Annotated in this window: 8 protein-coding genes and 3 pseudogenes; 7 read left to right on the top strand and 4 right to left on the bottom strand. The window is 54.1% G+C overall.

Annotated elements, in window-relative coordinates; genetic code table 11:
- Window positions 1-368: 368 nt before the first annotated feature.
- From G5380_RS19865 to G5380_RS19855, 3 genes and pseudogenes are all read left to right on the top strand, one after another.
- A pseudogene (locus G5380_RS19865) lies at window positions 369-1,104 on the top strand (IS3 family transposase); the annotation flags it as partial.
- A gap of 93 nt (window positions 1,105-1,197) precedes the next feature.
- Window positions 1,198-2,049, top strand: a pseudogene (locus G5380_RS19860) (IS5 family transposase); the annotation flags it as partial.
- Window positions 2,050-2,269: 220 nt separating this feature from the next.
- Complete coding sequence (locus tag G5380_RS19855) at window positions 2,270-3,448, top strand: acyltransferase family protein (protein ID WP_216953306.1); 1,179 nt, start codon at window positions 2,270-2,272, stop codon at window positions 3,446-3,448.
- 63 nt (window positions 3,449-3,511) lie between these two features.
- On the opposite strand, the pseudogene G5380_RS19850 reads toward G5380_RS19855, so the two are convergent.
- Together G5380_RS19850 and G5380_RS19845 are read right to left on the bottom strand one after the other, a co-directional pair.
- Window positions 3,512-4,146: pseudogene (locus tag G5380_RS19850) on the bottom strand (integrase core domain-containing protein); the annotation flags it as partial.
- Window positions 4,147-4,322: 176 nt separating this feature from the next.
- Window positions 4,323-5,678, bottom strand: a complete 1,356-nt coding sequence (locus G5380_RS19845) for an 8-oxoguanine deaminase (RefSeq protein ID WP_421353059.1) — start codon at window positions 5,676-5,678, stop codon at window positions 4,323-4,325.
- Window positions 5,679-7,592: 1,914 nt separating this feature from the next.
- Here G5380_RS19845 and G5380_RS19840 point away from each other — a divergent pair.
- Window positions 7,593-9,242 carry an MBL fold metallo-hydrolase gene (locus tag G5380_RS19840; protein ID WP_421353058.1) on the top strand — a complete coding sequence of 550 codons (1,650 nt, stop codon included), beginning with the start codon at window positions 7,593-7,595 and terminating at the stop codon, window positions 9,240-9,242.
- A gap of 131 nt (window positions 9,243-9,373) precedes the next feature.
- Here G5380_RS19840 and G5380_RS19835 read toward each other — a convergent pair whose 3' ends face one another.
- Complete coding sequence (locus tag G5380_RS19835) at window positions 9,374-10,015, bottom strand: hypothetical protein (RefSeq protein WP_421353057.1); 642 nt, start codon at window positions 10,013-10,015, stop codon at window positions 9,374-9,376.
- Window positions 10,016-10,133: 118 nt separating this feature from the next.
- Window positions 10,134-11,510: a cysteine--tRNA ligase gene (gene cysS, locus G5380_RS19830; RefSeq protein ID WP_216953310.1), complete on the bottom strand. Its 1,377-nt coding sequence runs from the start codon at window positions 11,508-11,510 to the stop codon at window positions 10,134-10,136.
- A 212-nt stretch (window positions 11,511-11,722) separates the two neighbouring features.
- Between cysS and G5380_RS19825 the strand changes: the two genes are divergently transcribed.
- From G5380_RS19825 to lpxH, 3 genes are read left to right on the top strand one after another with little or no spacing between them, the layout of a single operon-like run.
- Window positions 11,723-12,220 (top strand): peptidylprolyl isomerase, encoded by a 498-nt coding sequence (locus G5380_RS19825; protein ID WP_005337417.1) that lies wholly within the window; start codon window positions 11,723-11,725, stop codon window positions 12,218-12,220.
- On the top strand, window positions 12,210-13,001 hold the full coding sequence (locus G5380_RS19820; protein ID WP_421353056.1) for a DUF4269 domain-containing protein: 792 nt from the start codon (window positions 12,210-12,212) through the stop codon (window positions 12,999-13,001). Before G5380_RS19825 ends, G5380_RS19820 begins: the two co-directional genes overlap by 11 nt.
- Window positions 12,998-13,753 (top strand): UDP-2,3-diacylglucosamine diphosphatase, encoded by a 756-nt coding sequence (gene lpxH / locus G5380_RS19815; protein ID WP_421353055.1) that lies wholly within the window; start codon window positions 12,998-13,000, stop codon window positions 13,751-13,753. The genes G5380_RS19820 and lpxH overlap by 4 nt, the downstream gene beginning before the upstream one ends.
- The last annotated feature ends 290 nt before the right edge of the window (window positions 13,754-14,043 follow it).

Here is a 14,043-nt window from a genome sequence, read left to right as displayed (position 1 = left end):
TGTCCGTTTCACACCTTGTCCCATCGGGTTCTCCATTTATTGGGGGGAAAGGTGTAAACCATATTCAGGACGGGACATTCATAACAACAAAGCCTGCTGAAGGCAGGCTTTTATAGGGGTCTGTATATAGCCGAGGGATTTACCTCGTGGGGCAGGGTATGGCCGCTTACTTCCACCACTCCTTACCCGGTAAGTTATTCCATTCTCCAACCGGGTATTCATGGCCATGAAAGCGCTGCGTGGTGCCTAATGTTCTCTGACTGGTGGTCTGAGAGGCTCCGTCCTGCTCTACGGTCCCTGTTTTCGCTTTGGTTACTACTCTCAGATCATTTAGCCCGTTAGATATCCCTGACAGGACTTGGAGGAAAGCCCTCATCACTTTGGTCTGCTGCGCTTGCGATGCTCCCTCGTTCTGTTTTTATGATTATCTGGTTCGTAGGAGAGTAATTAACCGTGAGTGCATGCAACAGTGCCGTTAGTTGCGCCGTTTGTTCAAAGAGAGCCGGGATTCCGCAGGCAGTCGCGCCTTGATGTCGATGATGCGAACGCTGGGGTATCAGATTGGCCGATTCAAAGTCCGTAACCTGATGAAGGAATCCGGGTTGGCATCCAAACAGCCGGGCGCACACCTTTATAAGGTGCCCGGTCTGCACGACCGGATATTCCCGATCTGCTGGCCCGCAAATTTGATGTCCAGCAACTCAATCAGGTGTGGCTATATCACCTAGGTTTGGGCAGGGGCTAGTTGGCATTATCTGGTTGTGATGCTCGACCTGCATACCCAGCGAGTTGTGGGCTGGACGATCTCTGGTAAGCCTGATGTAGATCTGGCCATCAAAGCTCTGGAGATGCCCTATCAGCAGCGGGCTTGTCAATCAGGGTGTGCTGTTTCACTCCGACCAGGGCAGCCAATAGGGCAGTCGGGCATTTCGGCAACGACAGTGGCGCTATCGCATGGCCTGGAGCATGAATCATGGTGGTAACTGCTGGGATAACGTCCCGATGGAGTTGCTGTTCAGAAGCTTGAAGTCACAGTGGCTCCCAGCAACGGGATACCTGAACCTGCGGGAAGCGAAGCTGGATATCAGCTATTACCTGATGGATTGCTAGGCGTTGTTGCCCAAATCGATGCAGCTTGAATGGAACTAGCTGAGGACTCGGTGATCTGCTCATCACCATCCTCTTCAAGTTTGCATCATGGGCATTTCGCTGCACCCCATCACCAACTGGCCTAAATACAACAAGTCTTTGATTCACCGTGGTTCACCCACTTTCTGGGTTGATGCCGAGGCCATGAGCAACTGGTTTCACCACGACTATCACGGACGGCAAGGCCGCAGCTAGTTCTACACCAACCAGATCATCTGTACCTTCCTGATGCTCAAGGGAATTTTCAACTTCACCCCGCGGGCCACTCGGGGACTACTCGACTCCCTGCTCGAGTTGAGGAATCTGGCGTTGTGCGCACCGGACTATAGCTGTGTCTGCAAGCGAGCCCGTATGGTGAAAGTGGCTTATCGCTCCCCCCAAGGGGACGCGTTACCGACTTGGTTATCGACTCAACCGGGCTGAAGGTGTTTGGTGAAGGTGAGTGAAAGGTCAGCAAACACTGCGCCGAAAAACGGCGAGTGTGGCGCAAGTTGCATCTGGCGGTAGATCCGGTGAGCCACGATATCGTGGCGGCGGAAGTCTCGCTGGGACATGTTTATGCGGATGGCGCCGACGACAGTAAAGCCAGCCATCAGCTTATCTAGCGCACAGGGGGCGACAGCCTGTATCCTGACTAGCGAAAGCACGGCGTTATGGAAAAGGGACACCCGAGAAATGATGCTGTGTTGTGATGCGCAAGGAAGGGCTAGCGGACTGGAAGAAGATATCGGGGTATCACCGTCGCTCGCTGGCCGAGACGGTGATGTATCGGTTCAAGCAGTTGTTGGCGGGGAAAATCAGTCTGCGTAACTAAACGGCCAAGTGGGAGACGTCATGGCGTATGTAAGCGCCATAAACAAACTCAATACCCTGGGTCTACCTGTCAGAAAACCCCGAGTGTTGCGGTCACCAGGGGCTGGGGAAGTCATGACTTGCTGGGGGATTTGGGCAACAACGCCGATTACTACAACTGGCGGCATCCACATCAACACAATTACGGGGTCACGCCAGCAAAAGCCGAGGATCCGCCTAATCAAGAGTCCGGATTTAGTTGACCACTACAGACTGTGCTTGAGTTCATGTTACAATTTGTCAATCTTTCACTATCTACGTCAACCATATGCAAAACCAGAAAAGCAATAGGATTGATTTCGCAAACACTCTAAGAGGCTTTGCTGCATTAGCTGTAGTTATTTCACATTACTATGGCGTTTTTTGGTCAAGCCGTGCAGCTGTAGAGGTGTTAACAAATGCGCCAATGCTTCCCTTTGAAACGCATGCAATTCCTATTTATGTTTCATTATTAAACGCCTTTTCATTATTTAATTGGGGGGCATATGGTGTAGCATTATTTTTTATCATTAGTGGCTTCGTAATTCCATTTTCTTTGCAAAAAACAAGTTGGTTTGGTTTCACTATCAATCGAATGCTGCGAATTGTGCCAACATATATTGTAGGTTTTAGTATTACGTTGGTTGCCATTTTAATTAGCTCACATTATTTTTCAAGGGAGTGGCCATTCACTACTCAAGAGGTATTGATTCATTACATACCTGGTATTAGAGATGTCTTATGGTCAAGAGGTATTGATGGAATAGTGTGGACGCTAGAGATAGAAATGAAGTTTTATTTTGTCTGTGCGTTATTGATTGTGCTATTTCGAAAGCAATCAACCATGGTTTTTTTAGCCCCGATATTTATCTTCATAGCATCGATTGTTATTAATAAGTATATTCCCGGTTGGGGTAATACGGATGCAAGGTTGTGGCAATTGGCAATGACCTTTATGACAGTGTCGCAATATATTATATATATGTTCATTGGGGTGGTGTTTCACTATGTCCAACGTGGTCGTATTGAAAGAGACAAAGCATATCTTTTAATTGGAGTGATTTTTTGCCTTTTCTGTTTGCAATGGTATATTGGCCCCGCAGCTGCCGGAATAACGGTAGCATGGAGCTATGCATTTGCATTGCTGACCTTCATTTTTGCATTTACGTATCAGGATTTTTTCAGGTCAAACAAGTTCTTCGATTTCCTGGCAGATATAAGCTACCCACTTTATGTGATACATGGTGTCGCTGGCTATGTAGCGCTTAGAATCTTACTCGATCTTGGCATGAAAGCTTGGGTTTCACTGTTGATTGTGACTGGTGGGTGCATATTTTTATCTTGGGTTTTACATAAGCTAGTGGAAAAGCCATCCCAACGAGTTGGTAAAAAATTGGCTGGCTACTTTATTATCAAAAAAAATGACTGTAGAGTTAATAATGAAGTGGCCGTTAGTCATTTAAATTAAGTCTATTAAGCTGCTGTACAGATCTAGTTATCACCTGACACCGGCCTCAAGCCGGTGTCTTGTTTACGCTACTTTAGAGCGCACTTCCTTCGGTATCAATTTCAGACCCTTCTTGAACATGCTGTAGGGCGTCAGTCCCTCCATCATCCTGCCCTGATGCGGCCGCTGGGTGTTGTAGTGCGCCAGGTAGCTACCCAGGTCTGTCTGCATCTGCTCTACCGACTCATACCAGGTCGTCCTCCCCTTGATACGGAAGTGTTCATCCAGCAGTGTGCGATGCAGCCGTTCGATAAAGCCGTTGCTCTGCGGCCTGCGTACCTTGGTTGTCCGGTGCTCAATCCCCTCCAGTTGCAGGAACAGCTCGTAGGGATGATGGTCTGGGCGCCCACAGAACTCGCGCCCGTTATCCGACAGGATGGTATAGACCCGTGCCTCGTGGGCCTCGAAAAACGACTGTACCGTTTTATTGAGCACATAGACCGAGGTCACCGGCAGCTTGCTGGTGTAGAGCCGTCCCCAGGCGTGGCGGCTGTAGCAGTCCAGCACGGTTTGCAGATACACCTGCCAACCCCTTGGATCGCGCCGACGAAGAAGGTGCCAACAGCCACCAGTTCTCCGGTGTAGTGGACCTCAATCTGACGTTCTCGAAACTCTGGGCTGAGACGCTCGAACAGGCGAAGTTACTCGTCATTGAGCTCTTTGGCGAGCTCTGGCAGGCTGAGTTTTTCTCGTTGCAGGTCTACGGTGACTCCAGATAACACAGTAGGGGGCACTGTTTTGTTATCCGGTTTGAAGCCATATGACCACTCCCTTTTGTGGACAACTGTCAGGTGAATACCAACTCCATACAGCCAGGGAGTGGCACCAGAGTCGGCTAGCCATGCACCAGCGCGGCGGCGGCCACCTTGTGACGGGCAATCAGCCCCTCGATATCCAGCCCCTCGATGGCGCCATCCACCACCCGCCACTTGCCGCCCACCATCACCCGATCGGCACGCTCGGCGCCGCACAAGATGAGGGCCGCGATGGGATCGTGACTGCCGCTAAAGCGCAGGTCGTCGAGCTTGAACAGCGCCAGATCTGCCTGCTTGCCGGGCAGCAGCTCACCGAGATCGCCGCGCCCGAGCAGCCGGGCCGAGCCTACGGTCGCCCACTCCAGCACCTTGCGCGGAGTGATGCGCTCGGCGCCGTAGCGCAGCCGCTGCAGATAGAGCGCCTGACGGGCCTCCTGCATCAGGTTCGAGGCATCGTTAGAGGCCGAGCCATCCACCCCTAGCCCCACCGGCGCACCGGCCGCCTCCAGATCCAGGGTCGGGCAGATGCCGGAGGCGAGCCGCATATTGGAGACCGGACAGTGGCACACTCCGGTGCCCGCCGCCCCCAGCCGCGCAATCTCGTCCGGATTGAAGTGGATGCCGTGGGCCAGCCAGGTGCGATCGCCAAGCCAGCCCACCTTTTCGAGATAATCGACGGTGCGCAGGCCAAAGCGTGCAAGGCAGAACGCCTCCTCATCCAGCGTCTCCGCCAGATGGGTGTGCAGCCGCACATCGAGCTCGGCCGCGAGTCTGGCGCTTTCCACCATGATCTCCTCGGTCACCGAGAAGGGGGAGCAAGGGGCCAGCGCAATCTGGATCTGCGCCCCGGCGCCGCGCTCGTGATACTGGCGCACCAGCCGCAGACTGTCATCGAGGATCTGCTGCTGCCCCTGCACCGTGTGGCGCGGCGGCAAGCCCCCCTCATCTTCGCCAAGGCTCATGGAGCCACGGGTCAGCATGGCGCGCATCCCCAGCTCACGCACCGCCGCCACCTGAATATCGATGGACTCCTCCATCCCGCGCGGGAAGAGGTAGTGGTGATCGGCCGCCGTGGTGCAACCCGAGAGCAGCAGCTCTGCCATCGCCACCTTGCTCGCCAGCGCCAGAGCGTCGGGCGTCAATCTGGCCCAGACCGGATAGAGAGTCTTGAGCCAAGGGAAGAGCGGCTGATTGACCACCGGCCCCCAGGCGCGGGTCAGGGTCTGGTAGAAGTGGTGGTGGGTATTGATAAGGCCCGGCAGCACCACATGGTCGCGAGCATCGAACAGCTGTTCGCACGGTCGGGCAGGCTGTTGGCCTGCCGCCAGCACCTCGCTTATCTGGCCGTTTTCAATCACCAGCCCGCCGCGGCCATCGACCGCTTCGGGGGTAAAGGTGGCAAGGGGGTTTTTAATCCAGATACGGGTAGCGGACATGGCCGACTCCTCCATCAGTGACACATAGGGGTGAGCCAGCTCAGTTATACCCTGTCTGCTGATCCAGAGGCGGCGGTCAGCGACCGCGGCCAACCCAGTCTAGACATACGGCGCAAAAAGTCTGTGATCGCCGTTTTGAATCAAGGTGATAGCGACGGATTACCCAAGGCGACCAACCGCACAAGGTTTACCCCGCAATTAATCAATCAGTAATTAACAAAAGCTTGTGCCAGCGCAAAAAACCTCTGGTTTCTGATAGTTGCGTGATGGCCGCCATAGTTAAGCGCTCAATGAATCCGTAAGATATTTGGCGGCGCCTGTTGGCCCCTTTTTCCAAACCAAGGTCAACGGCGCAATGTGGCAGCGACAGTCAGGGGCGGTAGCGTCTTTCACGGAGACCAGCCGGTCTCCCGACCCTGCGCCAAGGTGCGAGGGTTGCACCCTCGACTGGCGTTCCCGTCAGCCTCCGGGGCTGTGCCCATGCCACCATGCGGATGCGACGCTTGGGGCAATTTGTAAGGTCGAATCGGGTCGAATGGGGTCGAGTAGGGTCGATTAGCGAAGCGTAATCGTCCGCGGTAACCATCCCCTTTCCCTGCGGGTGAGCGGTAGGGTGCAATAAGCGCAGCGCATTGCACCAAGGTAACCGTTCCCTCTCCCCCTGCGGGAGAGGGTGAGGGGGTCGGTAACGTCATTGCTTGACGAAATATCGCCGTCTAATTGGCACGGCTTCGCCATGCAGGACACGAGGACTCCGTCCTCGACGGGGTTTCGCCGCCGCTGCGCGGCTTGGCGAGTGACTTTTTTTGCGTGGCCAAAGAAAAGCCACCAAAAGAAAGGCCACCCCCACTTGTTCGCCCTCCTGCGTCGGGTTCCCTCGGTTCACCCGTTTGTCCCACGGCATGCGTCGATGGGCTTTGACCTTCGCCATCCATGGCGTCGGTCAAAGTCCGCTACGGACATCCATGTCCTTGCGCCAAACCGGGCCGAGCGTTGCTCGTCCAATACCGGTTTGGCCCATGGCACCGCGGCGCTCACTCGGCGTCCTGCTTCGCGGCCTGGACAAACGGGCTCACCTCGGCGAACAACAGGGGGCAACAGCCAGCCCACCACCCCGAGTTCAGTTAACAGGCGTAGGGTGCAATAAGCGCAGCGCATTGCACCAAGGTAACCGTCCCCTCTCTCTGTGGGAGAGGGTGAGGGATCATCAACCCCGTTGGCATGACTTCGCCAGCAGGGTCGGTAGGGTCGATTAGCGTAGCGTAATCGTCCGTGCTAACCGCTCCCCTTGCAGGTGAAGCCCATGGCGCAATCCGCCAAGCCTGTTGCCGCAAGCAAACCCGCGTCGAATAGAGGTGCAATTCACTTCGTTCATTGCACCCTACGGTATGGGACAAACGGGATCACCCCGGCGAACAACAAGGGGCAACACCCAACCCGCAACGCCGAGGCCGGTTAACAGGCGTAGGGTGCACCAAGCGCAGCGCATTGCACCAAGGTAACCGTCCCCTGCCTATTCGGGGCACAGATTGGGCGGGTTGTTAGCTCGCAGCCAGCCCCTCGACCACCCTATGGCGAGAGCAGATTGTCACTCCTATGCAACAGGTGTCATCGCCATGGTTGCATAGGTGAAAAATCATGGTGAGTATAACGGCAAGCGGCACCCATCCCTTTCGGGAAGCGGTTTTATATTGAAGGCCCGATAGTAAGTATTTCACCGTAATAACGACTTATTTCTCGAACCTCTGATTATGCTTCGTCAATCGAACCTACGGCCTTCTAAACGATGATCTAATGCTTGATTCTACGAAATCCAAAAATATTTTTCTTTAGCACAGCAATATGAAAACTAACTAGCCACCTAAAAGGCATCAGAATCAATTAAATTTTTTATTGAAAAAACAAGGAGGTTTTATGCTAAAAGTGAACTTTGTTGGCGCTGTTAATGGCGTCAGTGGCTCTTGTTCTTGGTTACATCACACTGACTCGGACATTCAATTTCTTGTCGATTGTGGTGCTTATCAAGGTGGTGATGAGCCGCAAAGAGTAGAAAAGTTTGAGGATTTTCCATTCGATGCAGAGCAAATTAGCTTTATTTTACTTACCCATGCCCACCTAGATCATTGCGGTTTAATTCCTACATTAATTGAGTATGGTTTCACTGGAAAAGTCTATGCCACTAAAGCTACTAAAGAAATTGTAGAGGTAATGTTGTTGGACTCATTAAAAATAAGCGGAATGGACCAATGTCTTTTAAAAGAAATATCATGGTTTTTGATTGATGAACAACCATTTAAATGGGGGCAAACAATATCTCTATCAGATGGACTAAAGTTTACATATTTACGAAGTAGCCATATTCTTGGAGCTGCTCATATTTCATTATCTTGGAAAACCCCAAATAGTCCTGACAGCAAATGGAAAACTATTTTGTTTAGTGGCGATATCGGTGTTAATGTAGATGGTGCTGAATATTTACCGTTACTCAAATCTGAACATTACCCTTTTCCGCAAACTGACTATATGGTCATAGAGTCAACATATGGTTCTAGAAACAGAGAACCAACAGTTAAATCAAAAGATAATCGTATCGCTGAACTGTGGAAAGTTATTAACAACGTTTGTATAAATAATGACGGTACACTGTTAGTTCCTGCATTTTCATTGCATAGAACTCAGGAGTTAATATGTGACATCTGGGCTGCAATTGAAAAAAACATGCCACCAACTTATGATGAAAATAACAAGCCAAAGAGATTTCCATGGTGTGTCCACTCGCCTCTTGGTAATAAAATATCAACTATTTATAGCGATAGACTATTTGATAAAACATCGACTGGAAAAGGCATGTACATAAATGAGTCATTATTGCAAACACTGGGGTTTGATGACTATTCAAAATTAAAAGACCTTTTTGAAAAAGATAATAATGTGTCCGAACGTCAAATTTTAAGAAAGATTGGTACCAATCAAAAATCCTCAATCAAGACACCAGAAGATGTTATCCGAAAAAGACACAAAATAATTATTGCAAGCTCAGGAATGTGCAATGCAGGGCCTGTTGTCGATTATCTTGATTTATTATCTGATAATTCCAACAATGCGATTATAATTACTGGTTATCAGGCCAAAGAAGCCAATGGTAGCTCCACGCTAACTCAAAGAATGAAAAATAGCAAAGCATCTATTTTTGACTTCTCCAGTTATTACTCTGCCCATGCTGATCAGTCTGGTCTAGTTGATTTCGTTTTGAACACTCAAAACACTGAACAATCCAATTGCAACCCCGTAACAATATTCATTAATCACGGTTCAGATGATAGTAAGGCTGGACTAAAAAACAAATTAATTGAAGGTGGAGATCTGTCAAAGAGAAAAATAAAAGACATATATCTTGCAAGCTCACAATGGTTTGATCTTGACGCGGGTACCTATCTTCCAGATACATCAGATGATACGCTCACTCTATCATTAGATCAAAAAATAGACTTGTTAGGAAATGAATTGAAAGAAATAAAGATCATGCTCAGAAGACTGCTGAGAAAAACTACACTAAAGAAGTGAACTGTCATTCATATTATTTTGGATTTTTGACGTCAATATGATCTTACGTTATTTTGAAGATGAAAAACCGCAGCCTTGAGCTGCGGTTTTTATTTCTATTCCCCAAATACGCTTCTATTCCAACCAAAACTCTATTTCCCCAACCCCTTGCACTGCTCTCCCCCTGCGGCGGGATAGGCGGTGAGCGTCTCATAGAGGGCGGCGCGCAGGCTGCCGGATTGGCAGAAATCACAGCTGCCGCCAGCGTCGATATCGGTGATGCGGGCGCCTTGCGGCCCGTCCAGTACCAGATAGGTGCTGACAAAACGGTAGGTGCCGCTGGGGGCGTCAAGCGGGGTGCCCGGTTCGCCAAAGGTGAAACGCACCTTGACCTCGCTGCGATCCCGGCTGCCGGCGATGGCGCGCGACGAGAGGATCTCCGAGCCCAGCAGGTTATCCCAGGCGTTGGGCAGGAAGGGGTTGCCCTCGACAAAGGGGGGCTTCTCGTCAGGGGCCTCGCGGGTGGCTATTTCCCGCGCCTTTGAGGCGGCATTAAGCAGGCAGAGCAGCTCGGGGGAGACGATAGTGGGCAGCGCGCCGCCAAGATCGCTCTGATAGAGGCCACTCGGTTTGACTGCGCGCTCCCAGTCGAGAAACTGGGCCACCTTGGCCTTGGCGCGGGCACTGGCGGCTGGATCGAGTTTGCCGCTGGTGGTGGTGCCCGCATGGGCCGGGGCGATCAGGGCCGCCGCAGAGAGGGCCAGTGCCAGCAAGGGCCAGCTGGATATCTTCATGATGCCATCTTCCTTATGTTCGCTTGCATGGGCCGAGCCTTGAACAAAGCGCAGGGCCCTGAAAAAAAGAGCGCAGCCCAAGGGCTGCGCTCTGCGTCAGGTCGTCAACCGGCGGCCCTTAGGCACGGCGCCAGCTGGTCTTGCCGGCGCTGTCTTCCAGCACTATGCCCATCTCGGTGAGACGGTTGCGGGCGGCATCCGCCGCAGCCCAGTTCTTGTCGGCACGGGCCTGATTGCGCTCGGCGATCAGGCGCTCGATCTCGGCAACCTCTTCGTCCGCTTCGTCACCCTTGAGGAAAGCCTCAGGGTCTTGCTGCAGGATGCCGAGCACGGCGCCCAGCTCGCGCAGACGGGCGCCCAGCGCGGCGGCAACGGCCATGTCCTCGCCCTTCTGGCGGTTGATCTCGCGCACCAGATCGAACAGGGCGGAGTAGGCTTCCGGGGTGTTGAAGTCGTCGTCCATCGCATCAACGAAGCGAGCCACCTGCTCGTCACCACCGGCAGCAGCGGCTACCGGCAGATCGCGCAGAGCGGTGTACATGCGCTCCAGCGCGGCGCGGGCTTGCTTCAGGTTATCTTCCGAGTAATTGAGCTGGCTGCGGTAGTGGCCAGACATCAGGAAGTAACGGACGGTTTCGGCGTCGTAGTGGGCCAGCACATCGCGGATGGTGAAGAAGTTGCCAAGGGATTTGGACATCTTCTCTTTATCCACCATCACCATGCCGCTGTGCATCCAGGTGTTGACGTAGTCGCCACCGTGGGCGCAGCAGGACTGGGCGATCTCGTTCTCGTGGTGCGGGAACTGCAGATCGGAGCCGCCGCCGTGGATGTCGAAGTGGTTGCCAAGGTGCTTGGAGTTCATGGCGGAGCACTCGATGTGCCAGCCAGGACGGCCCGGACCCCAGGGGCTTTCCCAGGTCGGCTCGCCCGGTTTGGACATCTTCCACAGCACGAAGTCGAGCGGGTTGCGCTTGGCATCGACCACGTCAACGCGGGCACCGGCTTGCAGTTGCTCCAGATCCTGACCGGAGAGCTTGCCGTAGTCGGCGTAGGATTCGACGATAAACATCACGTCGCCGTTATCGGCCACATAGGCGTGCTCTTTATCCAGCAGGGATTGCACCAGCTCGATGATCTCTTCGATGTGCTGGGTGGCACGCGGTTCGATATCCGGGCGCACCATGCCGAGGGCGTCGAAGTCGGCGTGCATGTCGCCAATCAGGCGCTCGGTCAGCTCGTCGCAGGTGACGCGGGTTTCAGCGGCACGCTTGATGATCTTGTCATCCACGTCGGTGATGTTGCGCACGTAGGTGAGGTCATAACCGGCGTAACGCAGGTAGCGAGCGACCACATCAAAGGCGACGAAGGTGCGGCCGTGGCCGATATGACAGTGATCGTAGATGGTGACACCACACACATACATGCCCACCTTGCCCGGGTGGATAGGTTTGAATTCTTCTTTTTGACGAGTGAGTGTGTTGTATATCTTCAGCATCTTCTAACCACTGCCTGTGAGTAAAATGGTTGGTCATAATACCCCGTTCAGGGGCAGAAAACGAGGCAGAAAACGTGGCCAATCCCGCCTGCCAGCACGGTTACGGCGCCAGAGAGACTATGCCGCCAGCCCCTGATGGGCTAGAATTGCCACCACTTTATGCCATACACCTGCGGGCACTTCGTCGTCCGCATCAAATGAAAGGACATATCATGGTCACTCTGCACACCAATCACGGCGACATCACCCTCACCCTGAACGCTGAAAAAGCCCCGGAAACCGTGGCCAACTTCCTGCAATACTGCCGTGACGGTCACTACGACAACACCATTTTCCACCGCGTCATCGACGGCTTCATGATCCAGGGCGGCGGCTATGCCCCGGGCTTTGAAGAGAAAGACACTCGCGCTCCCATCAAGAACGAAGCGGCCAACGGTCTCTCCAACAAGATCGGCACCATCGCCATGGCCCGCACCATGGAGCCGCACTCTGCCAGCGCCCAGTTCTTCATCAACGTGAACAACAACGACTTCCTCGACTTCAAATCCGCCACCACTCAGGGCTTCGGCTACTGCGTATTCGGTGAAGTGACTGCCGGTATGGACGTGGTCAACAAGATCAAGGGCGTCAAGACCGGTAACTACGGCCGCATCCATCAGGACGTGCCGGTAGAAGACGTGGTGATCACCAAGGTGACCCTTGCTGACTGATCTCTGCCGACTCGGCACTGACAAAACTGCGGCCCCGGCCGCAGTTTTTCCATCTGCCTCTTCCACTGCCAGCCCAAACTGGCGCCGCCTCGACTATCTGGCCCACGGCAACCCGCGCCAGCGCTCGGCCCATGCCCTGCTCACCGCCGGTGTGTGGGATGAGCTGGCCACGCAGTGCAGCGATATGGCGCTGGTGAGCACGCTCGCCATCGGGCTGGATCGGCCGGGCAGCGATCTCGATATTCTCTGCCAGCATCCAGATCCCGCCGAGTTTGCCGCTACTTTTGCAGAGCAAGGTTGGCAGGCGAGCCACAAGAGCGACAATATCTGGCTGCTGGAGCGCACCTTTTCCTGCCTTGACCAACACAGTGCCGATTGCGATCAAAGCGAAGCCAGCTGGCCGCTGGAGCTCTATGTCACCCCCGCCCCCATCGAGAAGCTGAATGGCTGGCGCCACCTCACCCTGATGGCGGCTTTGCTGCAACGCTTTGGCGATGCTTTCTATCAGGAGGTATTGCGTCTGCGCCTTGAAGAGGGATTGAAAGGGGAAGCGGCCATGTGCCGGTTGCTGGGTCTAGCGGGCGATCCTTATGCTGCACTGCTGACGCTGGAGGGGCGCAATCTGGCCGAGCTGTCATGGCAGCCGCCATCCCGTGACGATATCCATACCTTAACTGGCGCGATGGCGCCCGCAGCGCACTATTCGTCCCCTGTTGTGTCTACTATCTCTGCCACCCCTGTTTGCCCTGTTTCGACCGAGAGCCCGACCTCCACATCATGAGCACCCTTTTTATCAGTGACATTCACCTCTCTGCCCAGCGGCCCGATATGACCGCGGCACTGGTGCGCTTTCTCGAGCACGACGCCCCCGGCGCCGATGCCCTCTATGTGCTGGGGGATCTCTTCGAATTCTGGATTGGCGACGATGACCCCAATCCGCTCCATCAACAGATGGCCGATGCCTTTTTGGCCCTGAGCCAGCAGAACGTGCCCATCTACTTTATCCACGGCAACCGCGACTTTCTGCTGGGGCAGCAGTTCGCCAAGCGCGCGGGGATGACATTGCTGGGTGACCCTTGCGTGATCGACCTTTATGGGGAGCGGGTGGTGCTGAGCCACGGCGATCTGCTCTGTACCCTGGATGAGGGGTATCAGAAGTTTCGCCGCATCACCCAGCTCAAGTGGCTGCGCTGGCTCTTTTTGCGACTGCCGCTCGCCCGCCGTCAGGCCATCGCCTGCAAGATGCGCGGCCAAAGCCAGATGGAGAATGCCCACAAGAGCCAGATCATCATGGATGTGACGCCCGCGGCGGTGGACGAGATGCTGCGCGCCCATGACTGCCGGATGATGATCCACGGCCACACCCACAGACCCGCCATCCACGACTTCATCCTCGATGGCCAGCCCGCCCGCCGCATCGTGCTGGGAGACTGGTTCGAGCAAGGCTCGGTGCTGGTCTGCCGCCCCGGCGAGCAGCGGCTGGAAATGCGGGCGCTGGCAACGATCGGCCCCGCCGCTCAGCCATCCGTCTGACATCCCCCCTGCGAGGGTTACAGGCAAAACCTGCGGCCCAGCATCCTCTGTTAACCCGGTGAAGCGACTCATTACGGTGAGCTCAGGCTGGTATGGCCTGTGCTGATGGGGTGCTCGCCCCATCCCTATCGGTTCTGCTGCGCCAGCAACACCAAATACGGCAAAATCCGGCCAAAAAAACATCCAAGATACTGAAAATAAAGCAAAATGACCATTCAATCAGCGTTGAAATAAGCAAGGCAGCTCATTAGACTACCGACTCCCCTACCCGTCGTAACACAAGGAACGTA

It is taken from the genome of Aeromonas sp. 604443, assembly GCF_049170315.1.
Taxonomy (GTDB): Bacteria; Pseudomonadota; Gammaproteobacteria; order Enterobacterales; family Aeromonadaceae; genus Aeromonas; species Aeromonas veronii_A.
Note: the sequence above shows the minus strand (reverse complement) of the source record. Positions and strands in the feature narration are given on the sequence as shown.

Bases quoted from the DNA above. Each gene is read 5' to 3' on its own strand.
- G5380_RS19825 (WP_005337417.1), top strand. From the start codon at position 11,723: ATGGTCACTCTGCACACCAATCACGGCGACATCACCCTCACCCTGAAC.
- cysS (WP_216953310.1), bottom strand. From the start codon at position 11,510: ATGCTGAAGATATACAACACACTCACTCGTCAAAAAGAAGAATTCAAA.
- G5380_RS19840 (WP_421353058.1), top strand. From the start codon at position 7,593: ATGCTAAAAGTGAACTTTGTTGGCGCTGTTAATGGCGTCAGTGGCTCT.
- G5380_RS19835 (WP_421353057.1), bottom strand. From the start codon at position 10,015: ATGAAGATATCCAGCTGGCCCTTGCTGGCACTGGCCCTCTCTGCGGCG.
- G5380_RS19855 (WP_216953306.1), top strand. From the start codon at position 2,270: ATGCAAAACCAGAAAAGCAATAGGATTGATTTCGCAAACACTCTAAGA.
- lpxH (WP_421353055.1), top strand. From the start codon at position 12,998: ATGAGCACCCTTTTTATCAGTGACATTCACCTCTCTGCCCAGCGGCCC.
- G5380_RS19845 (WP_421353059.1), bottom strand. From the start codon at position 5,678: ATGTCCGCTACCCGTATCTGGATTAAAAACCCCCTTGCCACCTTTACC.